General features: G+C 27.6%; 19 protein-coding genes and 1 tRNA gene. 18 read left to right on the plus strand and 2 right to left on the minus strand.

What is annotated here, in order from left to right:
- Window position 1: 1 nt before the first annotated feature.
- A tRNA-Asp gene (locus AZI32_RS14440) sits at window positions 2-78 on the plus strand.
- 412 nt (window positions 79-490) lie between these two features.
- On the opposite strand, the gene AZI32_RS14445 is transcribed toward AZI32_RS14440, so the two are convergent.
- Window positions 491-1,468 (minus strand): ATP-binding protein, encoded by a 978-nt coding sequence (locus AZI32_RS14445; protein WP_082761273.1) that lies wholly within the window; start codon window positions 1,466-1,468, stop codon window positions 491-493.
- Window positions 1,461-2,438, minus strand: coding sequence for a DnaD domain protein (locus AZI32_RS14450; protein ID WP_061996489.1), 978 nt, complete (start codon window positions 2,436-2,438; stop codon window positions 1,461-1,463). The genes AZI32_RS14445 and AZI32_RS14450 overlap by 8 nt, the downstream gene beginning before the upstream one ends.
- 415 nt (window positions 2,439-2,853) lie before the next feature.
- Here AZI32_RS14450 and AZI32_RS14455 point away from each other — a divergent pair, with 415 nt between their 5' ends.
- The 17 genes from AZI32_RS14455 to AZI32_RS14535 all read left to right on the plus strand — a co-directional run bounded on the left by AZI32_RS14455 (window position 2,854) and on the right by AZI32_RS14535 (window position 24,994).
- Window positions 2,854-3,954 (plus strand): M23 family metallopeptidase, encoded by a 1,101-nt coding sequence (locus AZI32_RS14455; protein WP_061996490.1) that lies wholly within the window; start codon window positions 2,854-2,856, stop codon window positions 3,952-3,954.
- Window positions 3,955-4,110: 156 nt separating this feature from the next.
- Window positions 4,111-4,569 (plus strand): MarR family transcriptional regulator, encoded by a 459-nt coding sequence (locus tag AZI32_RS14460; protein WP_061996491.1) that lies wholly within the window; start codon window positions 4,111-4,113, stop codon window positions 4,567-4,569.
- Window positions 4,570-4,585: 16 nt separating this feature from the next.
- Complete coding sequence (locus tag AZI32_RS14465) at window positions 4,586-5,560, plus strand: beta-ketoacyl-ACP synthase III (RefSeq protein WP_061996492.1); 975 nt, start codon at window positions 4,586-4,588, stop codon at window positions 5,558-5,560.
- A 22-nt stretch (window positions 5,561-5,582) separates the two neighbouring features.
- A complete protein-coding gene (acpP, locus tag AZI32_RS14470) occupies window positions 5,583-5,813 on the plus strand; it encodes an acyl carrier protein (protein WP_061996493.1) in 231 nt (76 codons plus the stop codon).
- Between the two features lie 214 nt (window positions 5,814-6,027).
- Window positions 6,028-6,951: an enoyl-[acyl-carrier-protein] reductase FabK gene (gene fabK, locus AZI32_RS14475; protein WP_061996494.1), complete on the plus strand. Its 924-nt coding sequence runs from the start codon at window positions 6,028-6,030 to the stop codon at window positions 6,949-6,951.
- 11 nt (window positions 6,952-6,962) lie between these two features.
- A complete protein-coding gene (fabD, locus tag AZI32_RS14480) occupies window positions 6,963-7,892 on the plus strand; it encodes an ACP S-malonyltransferase (RefSeq protein ID WP_061996495.1) in 930 nt (309 codons plus the stop codon).
- Window positions 7,893-7,908: 16 nt separating this feature from the next.
- Window positions 7,909-8,646, plus strand: a complete 738-nt coding sequence (gene fabG / locus AZI32_RS14485; RefSeq protein WP_061996496.1) for a 3-oxoacyl-[acyl-carrier-protein] reductase — start codon at window positions 7,909-7,911, stop codon at window positions 8,644-8,646.
- 41 nt (window positions 8,647-8,687) lie between these two features.
- Entirely contained in the window at window positions 8,688-9,926 is a 1,239-nt protein-coding gene (gene fabF, locus AZI32_RS14490; RefSeq protein WP_061996497.1) for a beta-ketoacyl-ACP synthase II, read from the plus strand.
- A gap of 3 nt (window positions 9,927-9,929) precedes the next feature.
- Window positions 9,930-10,397, plus strand: coding sequence for an acetyl-CoA carboxylase biotin carboxyl carrier protein (gene accB, locus AZI32_RS14495; RefSeq protein ID WP_061996498.1), 468 nt, complete (start codon window positions 9,930-9,932; stop codon window positions 10,395-10,397).
- A 10-nt stretch (window positions 10,398-10,407) separates the two neighbouring features.
- Window positions 10,408-10,842, plus strand: coding sequence for a 3-hydroxyacyl-ACP dehydratase FabZ (fabZ, locus tag AZI32_RS14500; RefSeq protein ID WP_061996499.1), 435 nt, complete (start codon window positions 10,408-10,410; stop codon window positions 10,840-10,842).
- A gap of 19 nt (window positions 10,843-10,861) precedes the next feature.
- Window positions 10,862-12,211 (plus strand): acetyl-CoA carboxylase biotin carboxylase subunit, encoded by a 1,350-nt coding sequence (locus AZI32_RS14505; protein ID WP_061996500.1) that lies wholly within the window; start codon window positions 10,862-10,864, stop codon window positions 12,209-12,211.
- A 15-nt stretch (window positions 12,212-12,226) separates the two neighbouring features.
- The gene (gene accD / locus AZI32_RS14510; RefSeq protein ID WP_061996501.1) at window positions 12,227-13,105 is read left to right on the plus strand and encodes an acetyl-CoA carboxylase, carboxyltransferase subunit beta; all 879 of its coding nucleotides are present in this window, start codon (window positions 12,227-12,229) and stop codon (window positions 13,103-13,105) included.
- 27 nt (window positions 13,106-13,132) lie between these two features.
- Window positions 13,133-14,083: an acetyl-CoA carboxylase carboxyltransferase subunit alpha gene (locus AZI32_RS14515; RefSeq protein WP_082761275.1), complete on the plus strand. Its 951-nt coding sequence runs from the start codon at window positions 13,133-13,135 to the stop codon at window positions 14,081-14,083.
- A 204-nt stretch (window positions 14,084-14,287) separates the two neighbouring features.
- A complete protein-coding gene (locus AZI32_RS14520; RefSeq protein ID WP_082761276.1) occupies window positions 14,288-14,932 on the plus strand; it encodes an amidase domain-containing protein in 645 nt (214 codons plus the stop codon).
- 376 nt (window positions 14,933-15,308) lie between these two features.
- A complete protein-coding gene (locus AZI32_RS14525; protein ID WP_061996502.1) occupies window positions 15,309-16,175 on the plus strand; it encodes a methionyl aminopeptidase in 867 nt (288 codons plus the stop codon).
- A 225-nt stretch (window positions 16,176-16,400) separates the two neighbouring features.
- On the plus strand, window positions 16,401-21,821 hold the full coding sequence (locus AZI32_RS14530; protein WP_061996503.1) for a diguanylate cyclase: 5,421 nt from the start codon (window positions 16,401-16,403) through the stop codon (window positions 21,819-21,821).
- A gap of 269 nt (window positions 21,822-22,090) precedes the next feature.
- Window positions 22,091-24,994, plus strand: a complete 2,904-nt coding sequence (locus AZI32_RS14535) for an insulinase family protein (RefSeq protein WP_061996504.1) — start codon at window positions 22,091-22,093, stop codon at window positions 24,992-24,994.
- The last annotated feature ends 162 nt before the right edge of the window (window positions 24,995-25,156 follow it).

Raw genomic sequence — 25,156 nt, forward strand, 5'->3', positions numbered from 1 at the left:
TGGCCTAGTGGCTCAGTTGGTTAGAGTACCGGCCTGTCACGCCGGGGGTCGAGGGTTCGAGTCCCTTCTAGGTCGCCAACTAAAACCTTGAACTTAGTTCAAGGTTTTTTTACTTTTTCTAATGTTAAAAGCCAGGAAGGTCGTATTCGGCCTTCCTTTTTTATATAATGAAACATTAATATAAGTAAGAATTCAAATATTACATTAAACATATTAAGAAAACCTATAGAGAAAGTATTAACTATTCAAAAAACAAAATTCACAATACTTTGAAAACGTGGTAACATATAGGTAGACAAAGTTGGTTATAGTCGTTTATCCTTTAAAAGAAATTTTCCTTTTGTATGAAAAGCTCAGCTTGAAAAAGTTGAGCTTTTTATTTTTAATGTTTAATTGATAATAAAGATTTTATGAATAAACTTAAATATGAGTTTATATTTCTATATAACAAAAAGACTATCTTTAAATTTTAAGATAGTCTTTTCCTATATTAGCGTCTTTTTAAACGTGCCACTTTTAATCTTAAATCATCACCAAAGAACTTTTTAAGTGTAAAATTACCAAATAGTCTAGATGTAAATCTTTCAGAATATATAGATGAAAGTTCATCTAATGCATAGTTCGTAGAAATAATCATTTTTTTATCTTTTAAAAGTTTAGTATTTAAAAGATTAAAAAGCTCTTTTTTGCTAAAATCTGAAAGTTGCTCTGTTCCTAAGTCATCGATAATCAATAAATCACAATCTACTAAACTTTCGTATAATCCTGTATTATTGTTAAACTTAGCATCTTTTAAATTTGATATAAGGTCATCAGAAGTTCTATATATGACAAAATGTCCAGCATCTATTAAATCTTTAGCTATACAATGAGAAAGAAAAGTTTTACCTGTTCCTGGATTCCCATAGAATAGTAAATTTTCATCATGATTTTTAAAATCTTCAACATATATAATAGAGCTTTTATATATTCGCTCCATATTAGCTCTAGGACTTAAACTACCTTGGTAAAAATCCTTTGAAAAATAATTTATATCAAAATTCTTAAAGCTATGTTTATCAAGTAGATGCTTTAAATCAGAATTTTCATAGCCAACCCTTACAAGGTATCTTTTATAGCAATCACATTTTTTTGTATAGATATATCCAGTATCTTTACATTTATCACATTTATATATAATTGATAAATAATCCATAGGATATCCATTAGAAACTAAAAGCTCTGATTTTTTCATTTTTAAATCAATCATTTTATTTTTTATGCTATTAATAGCAGCATCTTTGTTATCCATTGGTTTTATTGCTATAAGTGATAATTTTACTGAAAGTTTTTTTATTTCATTTTCAATATCTATAACTTGAGGAAGAGCTTTTTTTATTTCCATTTTACGGTTTTTTAATTTTAGCTCTTCATTTTTTCTTACAGTTTCATACATTTTCATAATTTGAGAATGAAAAGTTTTATTCATTATCATACCATCCTAACAAATCTTTTTCTAATTTATCGAAATCATAATTTCGTTGTTCAAAATTATTAAAAGTATCTTTATTAGAAGACTTTACTATAGGTTTATAATTAAGCTTCTTCTTATCTTTTTTCTCAATATCTTCAAGGGTAGATATTCCAGATTTAAACCAACTATTAAGTATTCCATCAATATATTTAAAATCTGCCCTATTAAGTCGTTCGAAACAAACATCACAGGCTTTATAAATAATTTCATTAGAAAATTTATAAGTATGAATCCACTTTGAAATCATATCTTCTTGTGGTTTCATAACATCAGGAGAATTAACCCCTAAATATTTAAGTATTTTTCTTATATTAATCCATTTATCTTCATGTTTTTTTATAAAGCTTTGTGCTTCATCGATAGTTGATATCTTTTGATCATGCCAAGCCATTGCTATTTTTTCAAAATACCTATAGTCAACCTTACCTTTAGAAACACAGTATTGAATTAGTAAGAGTATAAGTTCTGGAGAAAAGTTAAAGTCCTTTTGCCAACTTAAATAGCATTCTATTTCTTTTGGCGATAGAGTTCTTCCTATTAATTTTTCAATATCTTGTAACATATCTTTAATAGAAGAGTTATCTAGCTCTTTTAATATATCAACATTTTGAACCGGTGGACTCATATTTTCTGTTAAATCAAGGAATTCTATAGTGTAATTTCCCATATTATCAATGGCATACATTTTTACAACCCCTACTTCACTCCAATAGTTCCAAGCGTTAAGTATATCACTTTCAAGAAGTGATAATGTACTCGCTATGATTGCTGAATTAGCACCTAGTTCACCACTTATACAATATTTTAATCCAAGAAGATATACTTTTACATATTCTCCACGTGCATTAGTCATATATTTATCTATAAAAACATTGCTTACAGGAGTATATCCTAAATTTTTGTTTTTAAACATGAAAGTACTCATGTATATCCCTCACTTTAAAATGTTCTAGTTATTTAATTTTAAATCTTTTATAGGAATATAAAATAATATTTTAATTTAAATTATAATTCCTAAGTAGTTTTTCACTGTTAAATTATTTACTTTAGTTAAATATATAGAAATATAAAATCATTCCTTTACTAACACCTTAAAGATTTTAATCTCTAAAAAGAGTAATAGCAAAACACTAAAATCTTAGAACTAATAAAAGTTAAGAAATTAATTTGTTTCACTATATAATTATATCGTAACCTTATTCAATTTTAAATAAGGTGTATTTGACCATATTAGTATACCACATAAAGCTAAAAAAAATTAATAATTATTTCCAATGATTATAGCCATGTTTAAATTAAATTAAATAGGGAATAATATGCTAATGGAAAGGAGGTATATTTTGAGAAAAATTCATAAATATACTATAATAATCGTTATTTTTACATTAGCTTTAACAACTAGTTTAACACTTACATTCTTTATTAGCAAATTAACTAGTAAGTATGTGCTATACGATAATAACAAAATAATTGCAGTTGCAAGTGATGAAAATTTGATAAAAAAAGTATGGAATATAGAGTATAATGAAGCAAAAAATCAAGATTTAGAGATAAAAAATAATCTTAAATTAAAAAAAGAACCTTTTAGTACTAAAAAAGATATGTCTAAAGAAGATATAGAAAAATCATTAAAAAACTCTTTAAAGGTATCTAGTTATGAAATGATTTGTGATGATAAAGTAATAGCTCATGTTGAAAGCAAAGATATTGGTGATAAAGCTATAGAAATAGTTAAAGACCAATATATATCTAAAAGTAAAATAAATAATTTAAAAAACATACAATTAAACAACAATATACAATATAAAGAATGTGAATGTTTAAAAAATCAATTAGAAGATGAGGTAAATATAGCAAATGATATAATAAAAGCTAATAATGAAGGAAAAAAATTAATATCATTTACTGGAACTACTGAAACTCTTGTTAATACAATTTCAAGAGGTGAAAATAAAACTGAAGTTAATGTTAACAAGGAAGTGGAAGAAAAGAATGAGCCTAAAGTAGAAAATAAAGATGAAACAGCTATTGTTTCAACGCAAAACGCTATAGGTGCTCAGCCTATCTTTGCAAATAAAAGTTTATATGTTCCAACAGTAGGAGTAATTAGCTCTTATTTTGGTGAAAGATGGGGAACTGTGCATAAAGGATTAGATATAGCAGCAGATACAGGGACACCTATAAAATCAGCTTTTAGTGGAACTGTAAAGTTTTCAGGTGTTATGAATGGGTATGGCAATGTTGTAATACTAGAACATGGTAACAGTTTAGAAACAGTATATGCTCATTGTGATACACTTACAGTTAAAAATGGAGATAAGGTAGAAAAGGGTAATCAAGTAGCTACAGTTGGTAGCACAGGAGATAGTACGGGCCCTCATCTTCATTTTGAAATAAAGATTAATGGAAGTGCCGTAGATCCGTTAAGTTATAGCGAATAAAAAATAAACCAATATATTTCCTTTGATGTAAATATATTGGTTTGTATATATAATAAAACTATTGACAAGGGATTAAATCTAAATTATACTTTGATTATCAAAATATTTGATTATAAAAGTATTTAAAATTTTAAATAAATCAAAGGATGTGGAAAAATGAGTTCGCCATCAAGAAATACACATAAATTAAATGAAATTTTAGTGGAGATTTTTAATGACATATTAAAAATAGAAGAGAAGTCTCTATCTAATGGGCCAATAAAAGACTTATCTATAACAGAAATTCACACAATTGACGCTATAGGTATGTATGAGGAAAAAACTATGAGTGAAGTGGCTCAGGAATTAAAAATAACAGTTGGAACACTTACTACAGCAATAAACAAACTAGTAAAAAAAGAATATGTAAATAGAATTAGATGTGAGAAAGATAGAAGGTCTGTAAAAATATCATTAACTAACAAAGGAAAATTAGTTTATAGAATTCATCAAAAATTTCATACAGATATGATAGGTTCAACAATTGAGGGATTAACAAAAGAAGAAGAATTTTTATTAATCTCATCTCTTGATAAAGTGAATAAATTTTTTAAAGAAAAATATAAAGACCTTTAAAATTGGAGGCATTGTTATGAAAGTTAAAATTGTAGGCACAGGTAGATGTGTACCTAGTAATGTTGTAACAAATGATATGTTATCAACATTTTTAGATACAAGTGATCAGTGGATATATAGCAGGACTGGTATAAAACAAAGATACATTTCTACTGGTGAGAGCAACTCCCAATTATGTATTGAAGCTGCTAAAAAAGCCCTGAAAAATGCAAATTTAAATGGAAAAGATATAGACCTTATAATAGTTGCCACTATAACACCGGATAAAGTAACTCCAGCTACAGCTTGCTTAGTTCAAAGCGCAATTGGTGCATCAAGTGCAATGGCATTTGATATATCTGCTGCTTGTAGTGGATTTGTTTATGGGATTAATATAGCTAGCCAATTTATAAATAGCAAAGCATATAACAATGCCTTGATTATAGGTGGAGAAGTATTATCTAAAATACTTGATTGGCAAGACAGAAGCATTTGTGTTTTATTTGGTGATGGGGCTGGGGCAGCGATTTTATCTAGAAGTGAAGAAGACTGTATTAAATCAATTGAATGTGTAAGTGTTGGAGAAAAATCAGATTGTTTAACTTGTGATGGTTTAGAATTAAAGAATATTTATGTTCCACATCAAGAAGAATTTTCAAATAACATATCAATGAATGGTAAAGAAATATTTAGGTTCGCTGTTAGAGTGATTGAAAATAGCATTGAAAGAATATTAAATGAAAATAATTTAACTTTTGATGACATTGATTATGTTATTCCACATCAAGCAAATAGTAGAATTATAGAGGCTGTAATCAAGGCCAAAGGATATGATAAAGAAAAATTTTATATGAATATGAGCCAGTATGGAAATACATCAGCGGCAAGTATTCCTATAGCATTAGATGAATTAAATAAAAATGGACTTTTAAAAGAAGGCATGAAGCTTATCCTTATTGGATTTGGCGGAGGACTTACTTATGGAAGTGCACTTATAAATTGGAAAAAATAAATTATTTTAGGAGGATTTTAAAATGGTATTTGAAAAAATTAAAAAGGTTGTTGCAGAGCAAGTTAGTATAGATGAAAGTGATATAAAACTTCAATCAACATTTAATGAGGAGTTAGGATTAGATTCTTTAGAGTTATTTGAAATAGTTATAGCTTTAGAAGATGAGTTTAACATAGAAATTCCTAACGAAGAATTAGAAGGAATAACAAACGTTCAAGGACTTGTATCTTATATTGAAGAAAAAATAAAATAATATTTTTTAGGTTGCTAAGGGGAAATAGATAGAGATATATTATCCAATTACAATTATTCAGTAAGCTAAAAATATATCCATGCTAAATAAGGTGATGAAGTTAGGTGCTTACGGGCATGCATCATTATTGGTATATCCAAGTTTTAAAAGGAATAATTTTAAAAGTGAAATTGGAACTCTATGACTTTTCCCTTTAATTTATAGGAGGAATTATATGAACTGGCGTATTTGTGAATTACTAAAAATAAAGTATCCAATAATTCAAGGTGGAATGGCCTGGATAGCAGATAGTTCTTTAGCTTCAGCAGTATCAAATGCAGGGGGGCTAGGAATAATAGCAGCTGGTAATGCACCAGTTGAATATGTTAGAGAGCAAATTAGACAAACTAAAAAGTTAACAGATAAGCCTTTTGGTGTAAATATAATGCTACTAAGTCCATATGCAGAAGATATTGCAAGGTTAGTGTGCGAAGAAAAAGTAGCTGTTGTTACAACAGGAGCAGGAAACCCAGGTAAGTATGTTGAGATGTGGAAAGAACACAACATAAAGGTTATGCCTGTAGTTGCCTCTGTAGGATTAGCAAAAAGAATGGAAAAATGTAATGTAGATGCTGTAATTGCAGAAGGATGTGAAGCTGGTGGTCATATAGGGGAGATTACCACAATATCGCTAGTTCCACAAATAGTTGATAGTGTAAGTATACCTGTTATAGCAGCAGGCGGAATCGGTGACGGTAGAGGAATGGCTGCAGTAAAAATGTTAGGAGCTAGTGGAGTACAAATAGGGACTAGGTTTTTAGTTGCAGATGAATGTACTGTTCATGAGAATTATAAAGATAAAGTAATAAAATCAAAAGATATTGATACAGTAGTGACTGCAAGGAGCACAGGTCATCCAGTTAGGGTATTAAAAAATAAATTATCACGAAAATATACCGTAATGGAAAAAGATAAATGCTCACTTGAAGAGTTGGAATCTTTAGGTAAAGGGGCATTGCAAAAGGCTGTTACAGAAGGTGACATTGATATGGGATCTGTTATGGCAGGGCAAATTGCTGGTTTAATAAAAAAGAAGCAAAATTGTAAAGAAATTATAGAGGAAATAATAGATGAGTGTGACAAACTATTAAATCTTTAAGGAGTAATTTTATGAAGAAAATAGCCTTTTTGTTTCCAGGACAGGGTTCACAATACGTAGGTATGGGCAAAGAAGTTTATGAAAAATTTAATGAAAGCAAAGAAATTTTTGAAATAGCTAATAAAGAACTGTCTACTAATATATGTGAACTTTGCTTTGAGGATAAAGAAAATAAGTTAGATATAACAGAATATACACAGCCGGCTTTATTAACAGTAAGTATTGCATTATTACAATTATTAAAAAAGGAAGGAATAAAACCAGATGTAGTTGCAGGTTTAAGTCTTGGTGAATATTCTGCTCTTGTATGTAGTGACATATTAAAGTTTGAGGATGCAATAAAACTTGTTAAAAAAAGAGGAAAGTTTATGCAAGAGGCAGTGCCTGTTGGTATAGGTGGAATGGCTGCAGTAATAGGACTTGATAAGGAAACTGTAATATCCGTATGCGAAAAAGCAAAGGATTTTGGAATTATTGAAGTAGCTAACTTTAATTGTCCAGGACAAATCGTTATAGGTGGAGAGAATGAAGCTTTAGAAAAAGCTTGTGATTTAGCAAAAGAAGTTGGCGCAAAACGAGTTATAAAATTACAAGTTAGTGCACCATTTCATACTTCTATGTTAAAAAATGCTGCTGATAATTTAGAAAAAGCATTGGAGAGTATAGAAACATATGAAGGTAATACAAAAATAATAACAAATGTCACAGGGGATTACATAAATAAAGGATTTAAAGAAAACCTAAAAAAACAGGTTGTTAGTTCAGTAAGATGGGAACAATCTATTAGAAAAATGATAGATGATGGAATTGAAATCTTTATAGAGATAGGGCCAGGAAAGACTCTAAGTTCATTTGTGAAAAAAATAGATAGAAAATTAAAAACATTAAACATAGAGGATGTGGAGTCTTTAAATAAAGCCCTTGAATTTTTAAGGACATAAAAAAGGGGTGCTATATATGAATGAAAAAAATGCAGTAGTAACAGGAGCTTCAAGAGGAATAGGAAAAAGTATAGTATTAAAGCTTGCAAAGTTAGGTTATAACATAGTTTTTAATTATAGAAGTAATGATGAAAAAGCAAAAGAGCTTTTAGAAGAAGTAAAAAGTCTAGGTGTTAAATGTGAAGCAATAAAAGGTGATGTATCAGTAATGGATGACGCAAAAGAACTTATATTACTTTGCAAAGAAACTTTTGGCGCTGTAGATGTATTAGTAAATAATGCAGGAATAACTAAAGACAATTTAATTATGAGAATGAAAGAAGAAGACTTTGATTCTGTTATTAGTATAAATTTAAAAGGTACATTTAATGCAACAAAACAAGTTATTCCTATTATGATGAAACAAAGATATGGAAAAATAATAAATATAAGCTCTGTAGTAGGAATTGCAGGTAATGCAGGTCAAGCTAATTATAGCGCTTCAAAAGCAGGGGTTATAGGTTTTACAAAATCTATAGCACGAGAAGTTGGCAGCAGAGGAATAACTGTAAATGCTATAGCACCAGGGTTTATAGAAACAGACATGACGAAGGTTTTAAATGAGAAAATAAAGGAAAATGTTATAAATCAAATACCATTAAAAAAGTTTGGGTCTAGTGAGGATGTAGCTAATGTTGTTGGATTTTTAGCATCAGAAGAGGCAAACTATATAACTGGTCAAACAATAAACGTAGATGGCGGTATGGTAATGTAATTTAAAAAGTTACTTATAACAAATTAGGAGGTTTATTTACAATGAATAGACGTGTGGTAGTAACAGGCATGGGAGCATTAACACCAATAGGAAACACTGTAGAAGATTTTTGGAATGGTGCAAAAAATGGAGTTTGTGGAATTGACCATATAACTAGGTTTGATGCAACAGATTTTAAGGCTGTAGTGGCAGGAGAACTTAAAAACTTTAACATAGAAGATTATATGACTAAAAAAGACGGTAGAAAATTGGATAAATATTGTCAATATGCAATGGTAGCTACAATGGAAGCAATGAATGATGCAAATTTTGACCTTGAAAATACAAACAAGGATAGAATGGGTGTAATTGTAGGTTCTGGTATAGGTGGTCTTGAAACAACAGTATCAGAACATAATAAAATGCTTGAAAAAGGTCCTAATAGAGTATCACCGTTTATGATTCCTATGATAATAGGAAATATAGCTGCAGGACAAATTGCAATAAAATATGGTGCTAAGGGAATATGCACATCTATTGTTACTGCTTGTGCAACAGGAACAAACTCTATAGGTGAAGCTTTTGAAGCGATAAAGTCTAATAGAGCAGAAATTATAATAGCTGGAGGAGCAGAAGCACCAATAGTTGATATTGCTATTGCTGGATTTAGTTCACTTACTGCTTTAAGTAAAAGTAAAGATCCCAAAAGAGCATCTATTCCTTTTGATAAAGAAAGAAATGGATTTGTAATGGGTGAAGGTGCAGGAATTTTAGTTCTTGAAGAATTAGAACATGCATTAAAAAGAGGTGCAAAAATATATGGTGAAGTAGTTGGGTATGGAGCAACTTGTGATGCATATCATATAACTCAACCAGCACCAGATACTAGAGAAATTTTAAGAGCAATGAAAATGGCTATAGATGAAGCCGGTATTGAATCAAATGAGGTTTCATATATAAATGCCCATGGAACAAGTACTTATTATAATGATAAATCCGAAACAAATGCTATAAAAGCTTTATTTGGTGAACATGCATATAAAATCCCAGTAAGTTCAACTAAATCAATGACAGGACATTTATTAGGTGCGGCAGGAGCTATAGAGGCAATAGCATGTATTAAATCATTACAGGATGATTTTTTACCACCTACAATTGGTCTTAAAGTTTTAGATGAAGAATGTGATTTAGATTATGTACCTAACGTTGGTAGAAATGCTAAGGTTAATTATGCTCTTAGTAATTCATTAGGATTTGGTGGTCATAATGCTACACTTTTATTTAAAAAATGGGAGGGTTAAATTATGAAAATTAATGACTTAAAAGAACTTATAAAAACAATAAGTGAGTCTAATATAAATTTATTTGAATACGAAGAAAGCGGAACAAAAATTAAACTTTCTAAAGAGATTAATATGGAAAGTGTATCTATCAAACATGATGAAGAAAAAGTTGAAACAAAAAAATGTAATGAAAAATTAGTATCATATGAACCTAAAGAAGAAATAGTAGAGATAGTAGAAGATAAAAATATAAAAGAAATATTATCGCCAATGGTAGGTATGTTTTATGGTTCACCATCTCCAAATGAAGAAAACTTTGTAAAAGTTGGATCTAGAGTAAAAAAAGGTGACGTAATATGCATAATAGAGGCTATGAAAATAATGAATGAAATAGAAAGCGATGTTGATGGAGTAGTTTCTGAGATAAATGTAAAAGATGAAGAAATGGTTCAATATGGACAATGTTTAATTAAAATAGAGGCATGTTAAGGAGGAACTTATGGAAAAAACAAGTTTAACTATAGAAGAGATTCAAGAAATTATACCTCATAGATATCCATTTTTACTTATAGATAGAATAGATGAGATAGAAGAAGGAAAAAAGGCTATAGGAACTAAAAATGTGACAATGAATGAATATTTTTTTCAAGGTCACTTTCCTAAAAAACCTGTAATGCCAGGAGTTTTAATTATAGAGGCACTAGCACAAGTAGGGGCGGTAGCATTATTATCTTGTGAAGATTTTAAAGGTAAAATTGCCTACTTTGGTGGCATAAAAAAGGCTAGGTTTAAAAAAATGGTTATACCTGGTGATGTTTTAAAATTAGAAGTAGAAATAATAAGTATGAAAGGTCCTATTGGTATAGGTAAAGCAACTGCTACCGTTGATGGAAAAGTAGCTTGTCAGGCAGAGTTATCTTTTGCTATAGGCTAATAGGAAAGGGCTTGATAATATGTTTAAGAAAATATTAATAGCTAATAGAGGGGAAATTGCAGTAAGAATTATAAGAGCATGTAAAGAGCTTGGTATAAAGACTGTAGCAATTTATTCTACATTAGATAAAGATGCATTACATGTTCAATTAGCAGATGAGGCAGTATGTATAGGACCAGCTAAAGCCAAAGATAGTTATTTAAATGAAAAAAATATATTAAGTGCAACTGTATTAACAGGAGCAGAAGCTATACATCCTGGTTTTGGTTTTTTATCTGAAAACAGTAAATTTGCAAAGATGTGTGAGCAATGCAATATAACATTTATAGGACCTAGTTATGAAAATATAGAAAATATGGGTAATAAATCAAAGGCTAGAGAAATAATGAAAAAAGCCAATATACCAATTGTTCCAGGTTCAGAAGGAATAATAAAAGACTCGCAAGAAGCGTTAAAAATTTCCAGGGAAATAGGATATCCTATAATGGTAAAAGCTTCTGCCGGCGGCGGTGGAAGAGGAATAAGGATAGTATATGATGAGAAAGATTTGGTTTCAGCTTTTGAGACTGCTAAAACAGAAGCAGAAATATCTTTTGGTGATGGAAGCATATACATGGAAAGATTCATAGAAAGTCCAAGACACATAGAAGTTCAAATTTTAGCAGATAATTATGGAAACACTGTATACCTAGGAGAGAGAGATTGCTCTATACAAAGAAGAAATCAAAAGGTAATAGAAGAAGCGCCAGGACCAATTATAACAGAAGATTTAAGAGAAAAAATGGGTGAGGTAGCTGTTAGGGCAGCAAAGTTTATTAATTATAAAAACGCTGGAACAATAGAATTTCTTTTAGATAAGGACAATAAATTTTATTTTATGGAGATGAATACTAGAATACAAGTTGAACATGCAATAACAGAGATGATAACAGGAGTAGACCTGATAAAAGAACAAATTAAAATAGCAAGTGGAGAAAAACTTGATTTTTCACAAGAGGATATAATTTTAAAAGGTCATTCAATCGAATGTAGAATAAATGCAGAAATACCAAGTAAAAACTTTATACCTTGCCCAGGAGAAATAAAATATTTAAATTTACCTGGTGGATTAGGAATAAGAGTGGATACAGCTATTTATGCTGGCTATGAAATACCACCAACTTACGATTCAATGATAGCAAAAATCATATCTTATGGAAAAGATAGAGATGAAGCTATAAAAAAAATGGAAAGAGCATTAGATGAATTGCTTATAGATGGTGTTGAAACCAATGTAGATTTCTTATTAGAGATTTTAAATAACAAAAAATTTAAAGAAGGTAATTTTAATACAAAATTCATATCCGAGCAGCTAGGTTATCGCTCTTAGTGAGGTGGTTAGAGTATGTTTGAAATAAATAAACTTTTTAAAAAGAAACAAAGATATGCTAGAGTAAGAACTGGAGAAAAAGATATTATCAATAAAGCTGATAATACATCAAAACCTAATATACCTAATGGGTTATGGGTGAAGTGTGAAAAATGCGGTAAGCTTTTATATAAAGAAGACTTAGAAAAGAACTTTAGAGTATGTGAAAATTGTAATAAACACTTTAGAATGGGAAGCAAAGAGCGAATTAATCAAATTATAGATCAGGGAACTTTTATAGAGTTTGATGAAAAAATGGAAACAAAAAATCCACTTAATTTTAAAGGGTATGAAGAAAAAATAGAAAAAAATAAAAAAGATACTAATTTAAATGAAGCAGTAATTACAGGGGTTGGTAACATATATGGATATGAAACAGTAATAGCTGTTATGGATAGCAGATTTTTAATGGGAAGTATGGGTTCTGTAGTTGGAGAAAAAATAACTAGAGCTATAGAATGGGCTACAGAATATAAAAGACCAGTAATAATTTTCACTGCATCAGGTGGTGCTAGAATGCAAGAAGGAATAGTTTCCTTAATGCAGATGGCAAAAACATCGGCAGCACTTGCAAGGCATAGTGAGGATGGAAATTTATATATATCGGTTTTAACAGACCCAACAACTGGAGGGGTCACAGCAAGTTTTGCAATGCTTGGAGATATTATAATTTCAGAGCCTAATACACTAATTGGTTTTGCAGGAAGAAGAGTAATAGAACAAACAATTAATGAAAAACTACCAGAGGATTTTCAAAAGGCAGAGTTTTTATTAAAAAAAGGATTTATAGATAAAATAATAGATAGAAAGAACTTAAAAAAAGTTCTTGGAAATATTTTAAGTTATCATGTTTAATGGTACATTAAAATGGAGTGATGTAACATGGCCTTATTAGAATTTGAAAAAAAATTAAAAGAAATTAAGTTAAATATTAACGATTTAAAAAAACGATCCTTAGAAACTGGTATAGATTTTAGTAAAGAAATTAAAGAATTAGAAATTGTACTCTATAAAATGGCTAAAGAGAAATATACAAACATGACTGCTTGGGATAGAGTTTTAATAGCAAGAAAAATGGAAAGACCAACAGCATTAGATTATATAAATAACATATTTCAAGACTTTATAGAGTTTCATGGTGATAGATTTTATGGTGATGATTCTAGTATTGTAGGAGGTATAGCTAAATTTAATAATGTACCGGTTACTATAATAGCCCATCAAAAAGGTAAAAATACAAAGGAGAATATATTAAGAAACTTTGGAATGCCAAAGGCAGAAGGCTATAGAAAAGCTTTAAGGCTTATGAAGCAGGCTGAAAAATTTAAAAGACCAGTAATATGTTTTGTGGATACTCCAGGAGCATTTTGTGGTATTGAAGCTGAAGAACGAGGACAAGGAGAAGCTATTGCCAGAAATTTATTTGAAATGTCCAAACTGAAAACTCCAATAATATCTATTGTAATAGGTGAAGGGGGAAGTGGAGGAGCATTGGCACTAGCAGTGGCAGATGAAGTTTGGATGCTTGAAAACTCTATATATTCAATACTTTCTCCAGAAGGGTTTGCAAGCATTTTATATAAAGATAGTAATAAAGCAAAACAGGCAGCAGAAGATATGAAAATAACATCTAAGGATTTATTAAAACTTGAAGTAATTGATAGAATTATAAAAGAACCTCTAGGTGGAGCACATAATGATTTAGAAAATATGTGTGAAAATATAAATAAAAATTTACGAGAAGCTATTAGTAGATTGAAAAGAGAACCTATAGATATGCTTTTAAAACAAAGGTATTTTAAATTTAGAAAGATAGGAAATGTAATTGAATAAAGTATATTGGAATTTTAAATGACAAATAAAACTAAAATAAAGTTTTATTTGTCATTTTTTTAATAAATTTTTAAATAATTATTTTACTTAAAACAATTATAGAATTTATGTATATAATATAGTATGTAATATAAATGTATTTATTGTAAAAAATGTATTAAAAAATTTTTTATAATTAAAAATATGATTAAGTTGGTGGTAGTAGTGAAAATAAAAAAAGTTATATCAAATGTAAGAAAAAAACTGCTACTTAAAGAAAAGAAAAACCAATCCATGTATAGAAGATATAATAGAGAAGCAGCTAAAAATTATGCAGAGGCATATGCAGAAAGTCCTAATATAAGTGAGTATCCAATATTTAAAGAAAATGATTGTGCGAATTTTGTTTGTCAAGCTCTAAAAGCTGGCGGAATTGATATGGTTGGACAAAGTTATGATTCTTATAAGGAGTGGTTTTGCTACACAAAAGATGAAAAACAATTAAAAAAAATATCATTAACTTGGAGGAGTGCTAGATATTTTAGAAAATATTGGGGTAATGAAAATGGAGCTGGAAATAATAAGGCATTATTATTTAAAGAAATCACTGTGGATTATGCATTAAGTCATTTTAATGAAATTTATAATATGTTAGATATCGGTGATGTTATACAATACGGTGATATAAAAAATAATAATTACCCATATCATACTCAAATTATTCACGCTAAAGAATTTAATATAAACTTAGAGCATAATGATTTGTTTGTAGCACAACACAGTATAAATAGAAAAAATGTGTCATTATATGAATATTTAAAGTTATTGCAGGATAAAGATAAAAGAATAATATATATATATCATATTTAAAATTACCATTTTATTGAAATTTATTGTATAATAATATTAAGGATAATTTAAAAGTTAGGTATATCCTAACTTTTGTTTTTCATGGGTCTAAGAAAACATAGGCTTTTTAACTTATACATTAAAATTTTGATTTCAATTAAAAATAGTGATAACTTATAAAAGTGGAAAGTTAATAAAAATTAATGAATAAATTTAAGCTTGAGCCTGTAGTTCTATATATACATAATTTTAAATTTAACATATTATTACATATACATATTTAAAAATAGTAATAAAATATAGTATATGTAGATATTTTTAGTTTAAGTTAATTACTAATTAACTTTGGATATGATTATAGGTATATAAGCTATTTAAATACTTAGGAGGAAAAGATATGAATAAAATTAATAGAAATGATTTATGCTGGTGCGGAAGTGGAAAGAAGTATAAAAAATGTCATATGGAAAAAGATATGGAGCTTCAAAAAATAGAACAGCAAGTAGGGTATCAAATACCAAGAGAATTAATAAAAACTGATGAAGAAGTAGAAGGAATAAGAAAAGCATGTAAGCTTACTCATGATGTTTTAGATATGGTTGCAGAAAAAATAAAAGTTGGGGTTAGTACAGAAGAAATAAATACATGGGTACACCAGTATACTGTAGAGCATAATGGCTATCCTGCACCGCTTGGATATTATGGTTATCCTAAAAGTACTTGTGTATCAATAAATGAAGTGGTATGCCACGGAATACCAAATGAAAATACTATATTAAAAGATGGAGATATAGTAAATGTAGACGTTACTTGTATTGTTGATGGCTATTATGGTGATGCTAGTAGAATGTTTATAATGGGAGAAGCGTCAGAAGAAGCTAAAAATTTAGTTAAAGTGTCAAAAGAATGTTTAGAAATAGGTATGCAACAAGTAAAACCTTTTGCAACTGTAGGTGATATTGGATACGCTGTTGAGCAGCATGCAAAAGCCCATGGATATTCTGTAGTATATGAATTTGGTGGTCATGGAATTGGTAGAGAGTTCCATGAAGAGCCTTTTGTGGCACATGTAGGTGAAAAGGGAGAGGGAATGATATTACTTCCAAATATGACATTTACTATTGAGCCAATGATTAACTTAGGTGTTCCAGAAACAGTAATATTAGAAGATGAGTGGACAGCATTAACTAAAGATGGAAAACTTTCTTCTCAATGGGAACACACTATAAGAGTGACAGAGGATGGATTTGAAATTTTAACATAAAATAAAAAGCTAATAAAAACATAATAAAAATCTGAAAATAACTAACTAGTTAATATAATAGAGCCATTTAAAATTTTATATAATTTATTTTATTTAAAATATATATGGAATAAAATATATTGACTAGTTATTTTTTTGTTTTTATATTGGAAATTTATACTATTTTAATGGAAAGATGAGTTGTAACTATATTCTTGTATACCTAATAACGAGGTGAGGGTTGGAGTGGAAATATTAAATAATAAATATAAAATAATTGAACAGTTAAAGCAAGGCAGATTATACTCTTCGTATAAAGCTATTGATTTACAAAATAATAAAATAGATGTAATAATAAACATTCTTAACTCAAAAAATATACCTGAAAAGTTTATTTCATTTTGCATAGAGTCTTGTTCAAGTTTAGGAAGTTTAAATAAAGCTGGACTTATTCCTGTTTATGAATTTGGATTAGTAAATACTATAGATAACAAAAATGTTTCAAATAAAAGTTATTATTATGTTACTGCATTTTCGAAAAATACTAAAAAACTTTGTAGCATAAAATTTGAAAATAAAGAAAAAATTTTAGATGTTTTTGTGAAGTTATGTCAAATGCTAAATTATTTAGATGTCCAAGGATGTATTTATGACTCCTTAAATGATGATAGTATATATTACAATGAAGAGGAAGATAAAATAGTTTTTAAAGATGTGCTATCTGCAGAACTTACTAAGTATGAGTTTAATGAGGAACAGGAAAATAGAGAGATTTTTAATTTATGTAAAAAAAGTAATGATGAAGATACATTAAGTGTACAAGTATATTCATTAGGTATAATTTTATTGATGTTATGTTTAAAGAGTAGAAAAGTTGAAATAAATAGTAAAAATTTAGAAGTTATAGTTAAAAATATAGACGGTAGCTATAGCAATAATTTGTATTTACAAAAAAATATAGATGAGGATATTTATAACATAATAAAAAATATGATACAACTGGATAAAAGAAATAGATATAACAATATAACAGATGTTATTTTAGAAATAAATAAGATATATCATAAAAATTTTAAGCCATATAAAAAGGAGTTATTAGAAAAACTAAATTTTAACACTAGACTTGTAGGACGCAGTGAACAAGTAGAAAACATAGTAAAGCTTTGTGAATCTATGAATAAGTATGAAAGAATAGATAAAATTGTTGCAGTACATGGAGAGTCAGGAGTAGGCAAGACGCGATTTTTAAAGCATTTAGAATATATATTAAAGCTAAAGAATTTCACAGTGTATAGTAATTTATATACAACTAAAAAGAGTAATGCTTTGATGTATATATTAAAAAGCATAGCTAGTAATGCTTGTGAAGATTTAATTTTAAAATATGCTAATGTTCTTAATATGTTTATACCAAACTTTATAAAGAAGTACAATATTAAAATTACTGAGAATAACTTAAAAAAGAAGGATAAAGTAAAATTAATAAATGAAGTTGTTAATTTTGTTTGTGAGGTTACTAGAGATAAACCTGTGATTATAATTATAGACAATTTACATTATGAAGATGAGCAAACACTTAACTTCTTTATATATAGTTTAAATAAATATAATAAAGAAAATAATGTTTTAATAATATTTAGCTATTGCGATGGAGAATGTCAAAAGAATAAAAAATTTATTGATTTTTTAAATAAGATAAAAGCTAATATACAAAACGGTTTAAAGATAAGACTTAGTGATTTTAATGAGGTCGAAACTGATGAAATGATTAGTAATGTTTTATGTAAAAGATATGTTTCAAATGCTTTTACCCAGATTATATATAATAATACCCATGGCAATCCATTATTTATAGAAGAGGTTTTAAAGAATATATTTTTTAGAAAGTATATTTATATAAATGATGATAGCGGAAAGTGGTATAACAAATATGAGTTAAGACATCTTAAACTTCCAGCAACAATGTATGATACGGTAAAAGATCAAATAGATGAATTCGATAAAACATCAAAAAGTATATTAACAATTATGTCTATATTTAATAAAGCTATTGATAAAAAGCTTATATTAAAAATGCTTAATATAGATATAAATATACTAATGAATAAATTAGAACAGTTGATTGATATGGGTGTTCTATGTAGAAAAATTGAAGACAGGGGCTTTGTATATGATTTCTATAATAAATTTTTAAAATTATATCTTTATGATGATATAGATGATGATGAAAAAGTAGAAAAACATAAAATGGCATATAAGGTTCTTGAAAAATACTATTTTGATGGAAGTCTAGAATATTTAGAGGAAATTATATATCATCTAGAAAAGGCTAATGATAAAGAATCTTTGAAATACTATTGTAATAAAAATGCACAAAGGATGTTAGAAGTAAATAATAAAAAAGATGCAATAAGCAATTATTTTAAAATTTTAAATTCATATAAAGAGCATGAGTTTGATGAGGAAATTTTAAAAATTTTAATTGATATAGGAATCCTTTATAAAGAAGAGTCTGATACAGAAAAGGCGCTAGAGTGCTTTCATAAAGCAAGTAGAATCGGAGCTATGAAAGATTATACGAAAATAACAGTGGATTCAATGATACTTATAGTGTCAATTTTATTAAATGATAAAGATTTTAAGCAAATAGAAAAATATATGTTAAAAATAGAAAAGTCTTTAAAAGATATAGAATATGAAGATGGAAATATAGCATATATGCACATAAAAGCAGAAATCAATATGGCAATAGGAGAATATGATAAAAGCTATGAAATTTGTTTGAAAGGTATGGAACTATGTAAGGATAAATATTTAGATTATAGATTTAAATTTTGTAACATGATAAGTGCTATACTTATAGTTAAAAATAAACCACAGGAAGCATTACCTATATTAATTGAAAATTTAGAACTTTGTACAGATAAATATCCTCTAGCAAAAGTAAGAATTATGAATAATATAGGACTTATATACAGCGATTTTTATGAAGAAATGGATAAAGCCATGGAATATTATGAAATGGTTTATAAAATTGAGGTAGATAATAACATTGAAAGTTATGGAGTTCTTGGACTTGTAAACATAGGTTTTGTTCAATATAGTTTAGATGAATATGAAGAAGCTTATGATACATTCATGAAAGCCATAGAAAAATTGCGTAGAAAAGAATTAAAAGAAGCGGAAAAACAAAAAAGATTTGAACATTATTGCTATATGTATTTAGGAAGTATATTTTATAAATTTGGTAAATATAGCGAAGCTTATAGGTACTATTCTTTAGTAAAAAACTATGCTGATGGACCAGATGTTGATAATAGGGATAAGGGTCAATTTTATATATTAGCTTACAATTTGCATTGCTTATGTGGTGAAAAAGAGAAGGCTAAAAATTTTCTGAATATTGCAAAAAAATCGTCGAAAAATACAGGTGTATCTTTAACAAAATTAGCTAAGGTATGCGAAATAGTGTATGAATTGGAAGAAGAAGCAGAAAAAGATATAAATAAGTACCTAATTGTATTAGAAGAAATGATAGAAGATATAGTTAATAAAGACAATATAATATTAATTATATTAAATTCTGTGATAAATTTTTATTTAAAAAGAGAAAATGAAAAGGCAAAATTAGTTTTACGATTAGTTAATGAATATGAAGTAGAAATAGATTTTAAAAGAAATAAAAGTACCTTAAGATTTTTAAATCATATACTCTTAGAAAAACCTAATATAGAAAGCTTAAATTATATATTAAATGATTTTAAGGAGCAGGAAGAAAATTTTCTTTTGTGGATATTATTAATTTGCATAGGAGATAAGTTCTTAGAAAATGGTGAGCATAACTATGCTATTATATATTATTTTGAGGCTTGTGGATCAATTATAGATTTAATTCTTCAAATGCCTAAAAATTTAAGGTTAGGTTTTTTAAACAGCAACAAAATGGAAACAGCTTTTATAAAATTTAGAGCATTATTAGATTATTACAAAAAAGGAAAACAGGAATCAAACTTAAATGAATATAGTTTGCAACTAAATAATAATCAAGATATGGAAAACTTATTTAAAGAAATATTAAATGAAGAGATAATAAGAGGGGAATTATTATCTATGTCTTTAAAAGACGTTAATGCTAATTTATACAATTTAAATATAAGAAGTACTAGTGAGTTATTTAAAAACTTTACATCAGATAGTATGAATAATATAAAGTTAATTCTAAAATACTTAAGTTATATAACTATATCTAATAAGGCTATGGTTATTATAGAAGATGAAAATGGATTTAATATACTTGAAAGTACATCAAATGTCACAAAATTGCCGAAAGATTCAAATATAATAAACACAGTGAGAGATACTAAAAAAGAATTTATTTTAAATGAAAATTATATGGAGTATTTAGATTTAGATAACTGTAAGGTATCTACATCCCAAATCAAAGGGATTATGTGTGTTCCTATAATCATGGATAGTAATTTAGAAAATAGTAATAGAAAATGTATTATGCACTATGTAGACAATATAAAAGGATATATATATTTAGAGTCAGATCAAATACTAAATAAAATAAATAATGAATCTTTAGAAACATGTTTAAATTTATCTAAAGTATTAGGGGTTTTAATAGAAAAATATTTATCGGAAATAAATTCTTCTTTAGACAAAGTTACAGGAAGCATGACAAGAAAATATTTAGAAAAAGCAATCACAATGCAATTAGATTCTTGTAGTGAATGTAGTTCAAATTTTTCTATACTTATGTTTGATGTGGATTTCTTTAAAGGAGTTAATGATGATTTTGGACATAGAACCGGTGACAACATATTAAAAGAGATATGTAAAACAGCTATGTTAAATATAAGAGAAAGTGATATATGTGGTCGATATGGTGGTGAAGAGTTCATAATTGTTTTACCTGAGACAAGTAGTGAAGAAGCCTTTGGTATTTCAGAAAGAATTAGAACTAGCGTAAAAGAAAGAGACTTGCTTAGTGGAAGACGTGATGTGACTATAAGTATTGGAATAGCTAATTATCCAGAGCATGCAACTCAATATGAAGATTTAATTGAAAAAGCAGATCAAGCCTTATATGCAGCAAAGAATACAGGGCGAAATAAATCTGTTATATGGGATGAGAGCTATAGGGGAAACTTAAATTCTACTAATAAAATAACTGGAATAGTATCTGGAAATATAAACAAAGATATTAGAATTGCGTCTACTATGCTTGATATAATAGAAATAGTTGGAGAAAACAAAAATAAAGATGAAATAATATATCTTTGTCTTGGTAGTATCATGAAAATGATAGAATGTAAAAGTGCATCATTATTTATTATAAATGGTACTGATGTTGAGCATATATATACAAGAAAACCAGGAGAAGCTACTTGGTTTACACTAAAAAAATATGATAAAGATTTAATTTTAGATGTTATTAAAGAAAAAAAGACAAATACTACAATAGAAATCGAAGATTTAAGTAAACTTGAAGAAAATTCTCTTGGTACAGATTTTAAGTCTGTAATTATGACACCTATAATTCAAAAGGGTATAGTAATAGGTATTTTATATCTTTGTGCATATTCTGGTACAAAGGAATTTGGAATAGAAGATGCTAATATTTTATCTATGGTAGGAAAGATAATGATACCAAGATTGTAGTTTTATTTTAAATGAATACAACTATAGTATGATAAGATTGATTTGTAGTTAAATTATGGAATCAATCTTTTTTTTTATAGTATAATTATTTTAATGAATATTAATTTTTAGTAAAGCAAAACATACAAATAAGCGTACTTATATCAAAATAGACCTATAGTTAAAATAATGATAATTTTAATATGATTTTTTATTATATTAGCATATTAAAAGTTATTTTTAAATATTAATTATGGCTAAAGGATAAAGATAAATTAGGAGGAATTTTAATGAATAATGGATTCAAGCTTTTAAAAGAAGTAGAAGTTAAAGAAATTAATTCTTTAGCAAAAGTATTCGAGCATGAAAAGACTAAGGCTAAATTATTATATTTAGGTAATGATGATACCAATAGGGTATTTACAATAGGATTTAGAACTCCACCAGAAGATAATACAGGGGTGGCCCATATAATTGAACATAGCGTTTTATGTGGTTCTAGAAAATTCCCTACAAAAGAGCCTTTTGTAGAGTTGATAAAAGGATCATTGAATACATTTTTAAATGCAATGACCTTTGCAGATAAGACAATATATCCTCTTGCAAGTAAAAATGAGAAGGATTTTATGAATCTAATGGATGTATATTTAGATGCAGTTTTTTATCCTAATATATATGCAAATCCTGAAATATTAATGCAAGAAGGTTGGCATTATGAACTTGAAAATAAGGAAGATGATTTAAATTATAAGGGTGTAGTTTATAATGAAATGAAAGGTGCATTTTCATCTCCAGATGGCGTTTTAATGAGAAAAATACAAGAAACTTTATTTGAAGATACAACTTATGGAGTAGAATCTGGCGGAGATCCAGAATTTATACCAGATTTAACACAAGAGGGATTTTTGAATTTCCACTCAAGATATTATCATCCATCTAATAGTTATATATTTTTATATGGAGATTTAGATATAGATAAGTATTTAAACTTTATAGACAAGGAATATTTATCTAATTTTGAATATAAACAAATAGATTCAGAAATAAAACAGCAAAAGCCTTTAGGGGATAGAAAATATGTGGTAGATGAGTATCCAATATCAGAGGAAGATAGTGAAAAAGAAAAAACATTTATGGCCTTAAATTTTGTTACAGGGAAAGGTTATGATGAAGAAGTACATTTAGCATTAGATACGCTTGAATATTTACTTTTAGAAACTCAAGGTGCACCACTTAAAAAAGCGTTAATAGACAATAATATAGGAAAAGATGTTTATGGTAGTTTAGACACTAGTATACTTCAACCAGTGTTTAGTATAATAGTTAAAAACTCTGAGGAAGGTAAAAAAGAGGAGTTTGAAAAAGTTGTAGATGAAACATTAAGAAATTTAGTTAAAAATGGAATAGATAAAAAGCTTATAGAGGCTTGCATAAATATTACGGAATTTAGATTAAGAGAAGCAGATTTTCAAGGATTTCCTAAGGGATTATTCTATTATATAAGTCTTATGGATAGTTGGTTATATGGAAAAGATCCATTAATACATTTACAGTATGATGGAATGATAGAAAAAATGAAAGAAGGATTATCAACTAATTATTTTGAAAGTCTAATAGAAAAATATTTATTAAACAATAACCATACATCTCTTTTAGTATTAAAACCTAAAAAAGGTTTAGCAGAAGAAAGAGATAAAAAAGTAAAAGAAAAATTAAAAGCTTATAAAGAAAGTTTAAGTAATGAACAACTTGAAGAAATTATAGAAGAAACAAAAACTTTAATATTACGTCAAAATACACCAGATTCTAAAGAAGCATTAGAGACAATTCCTCTTTTATCATTAGATGATATAGATAAAAATGTAGAAGATCTATCTGTAAAAGAAGAATGTGAAAAAGATATAAAAATCTTATGGCATGAGACATTTACAAGCAAAATAGCATATATTAATGTTTTCTTTGACTCTACTTCAGTGCTAAAGGAAGATATCTGTTATCTAAGCTTACTAACATCACTTATAGGAAAGTTAGATACAGATAAGAAGAGTTATGTAGATTTATCTAATGAAGTTCTTATAAACACTGGTGGAATATATTTTAGAAGTGAAGTTTTTGGTGATAGTTTAGATGCAAATAAATATTACCCATATGTTGTAGGCTATTCTAAAGCTATTTTAGATAAAGTTCCAAATCAATTAGAATTGTTATCAGAGATGTATAACTACACTAATTTTAAAAATATAAAAAGAATAAAAGAAGTTGTTCAACAATTAAAATCAAGAATTGAAATGTCTATAATTGAAAGAGGACATCAAGTAGCAGCATTAAGACTTAATTCTTATTATTCTCCAGCATCAAAATATATAGAAAATGTTTCAGGACTAGAATTCTATAAATTTATACAACACTTAGAAGAAAACTTTGATAGTGAAATAAATAATGTTGTAGCAAAATTAGAAGATATAAAAAATAAAGTATTTAATAAAGAAAACTTAATGGTTTCTATAACAGGAGAAAAAGAAGAACTTGAAAAACTTAAAGCTAATATTAGCATATTAACTGATAATATAAATAATAATAAATATGAAAAACAAGTGTATGATTTTAAAGTTGAACAAAAAAATGAGGGACTATTAACACCTTCTAATGTACAATATGTTGCTAAAGGATATAACTTTAAAGATTTAGGATACGAATATAGTGGAAAATTATTAGTTTTAAAGACTATAATGAAATTAGATTATTTATGGAATAAAATAAGGGTTCAAGGTGGAGCTTATGGTGCCATGACAAGTCTTGTAAGAAGCGGAAATATGGTGTTTGTATCTTATAGAGATCCAAACTTAGCTGAAACATTAAAAGCTTACGATGAAATAGTTAAATATATTGAATCTTTCTCTACTTCAGAAAGAGAGATGACAAAATATATAATAGGAACAATAAGCGAACTGGATTCGCCGTTAACACCATCTATGAAAGGTGAAAAAGCTGTGAGTATGTATATAAGACATATAACTTTAGAGGATTTAAGAAAGGAAAGAGAAGAAATTTTAAATGCTACTGAAGAAGATATGAGAAAACATGCAGACCTTGTTAAAGCAGTAGTATCCAAAGATTTTTATACAATCCTTGGAAATGATAAAAAGATAAAAGAAAATAAAAATATATTTAATAATTTAGTAACAGTATTTTAATTTAAATTATACAAACATACCACTTTATATTAAAAAGTGGTATATTTTTTAAAAAATCTATCAATATAATTTGCTTTGCAAATTTATAAAAAGATACGTTGAGAATTACTAGGAACGAAGTGAGTAGTAATAACCATAACTGTTAACTATTAACTATTAACT

Source organism: Clostridium sp. ATCC 25772, from assembly GCF_001573875.1.
Taxonomy (GTDB): Bacteria; Bacillota; Clostridia; order Clostridiales; family Clostridiaceae; genus Clostridium_J; species Clostridium_J senegalense.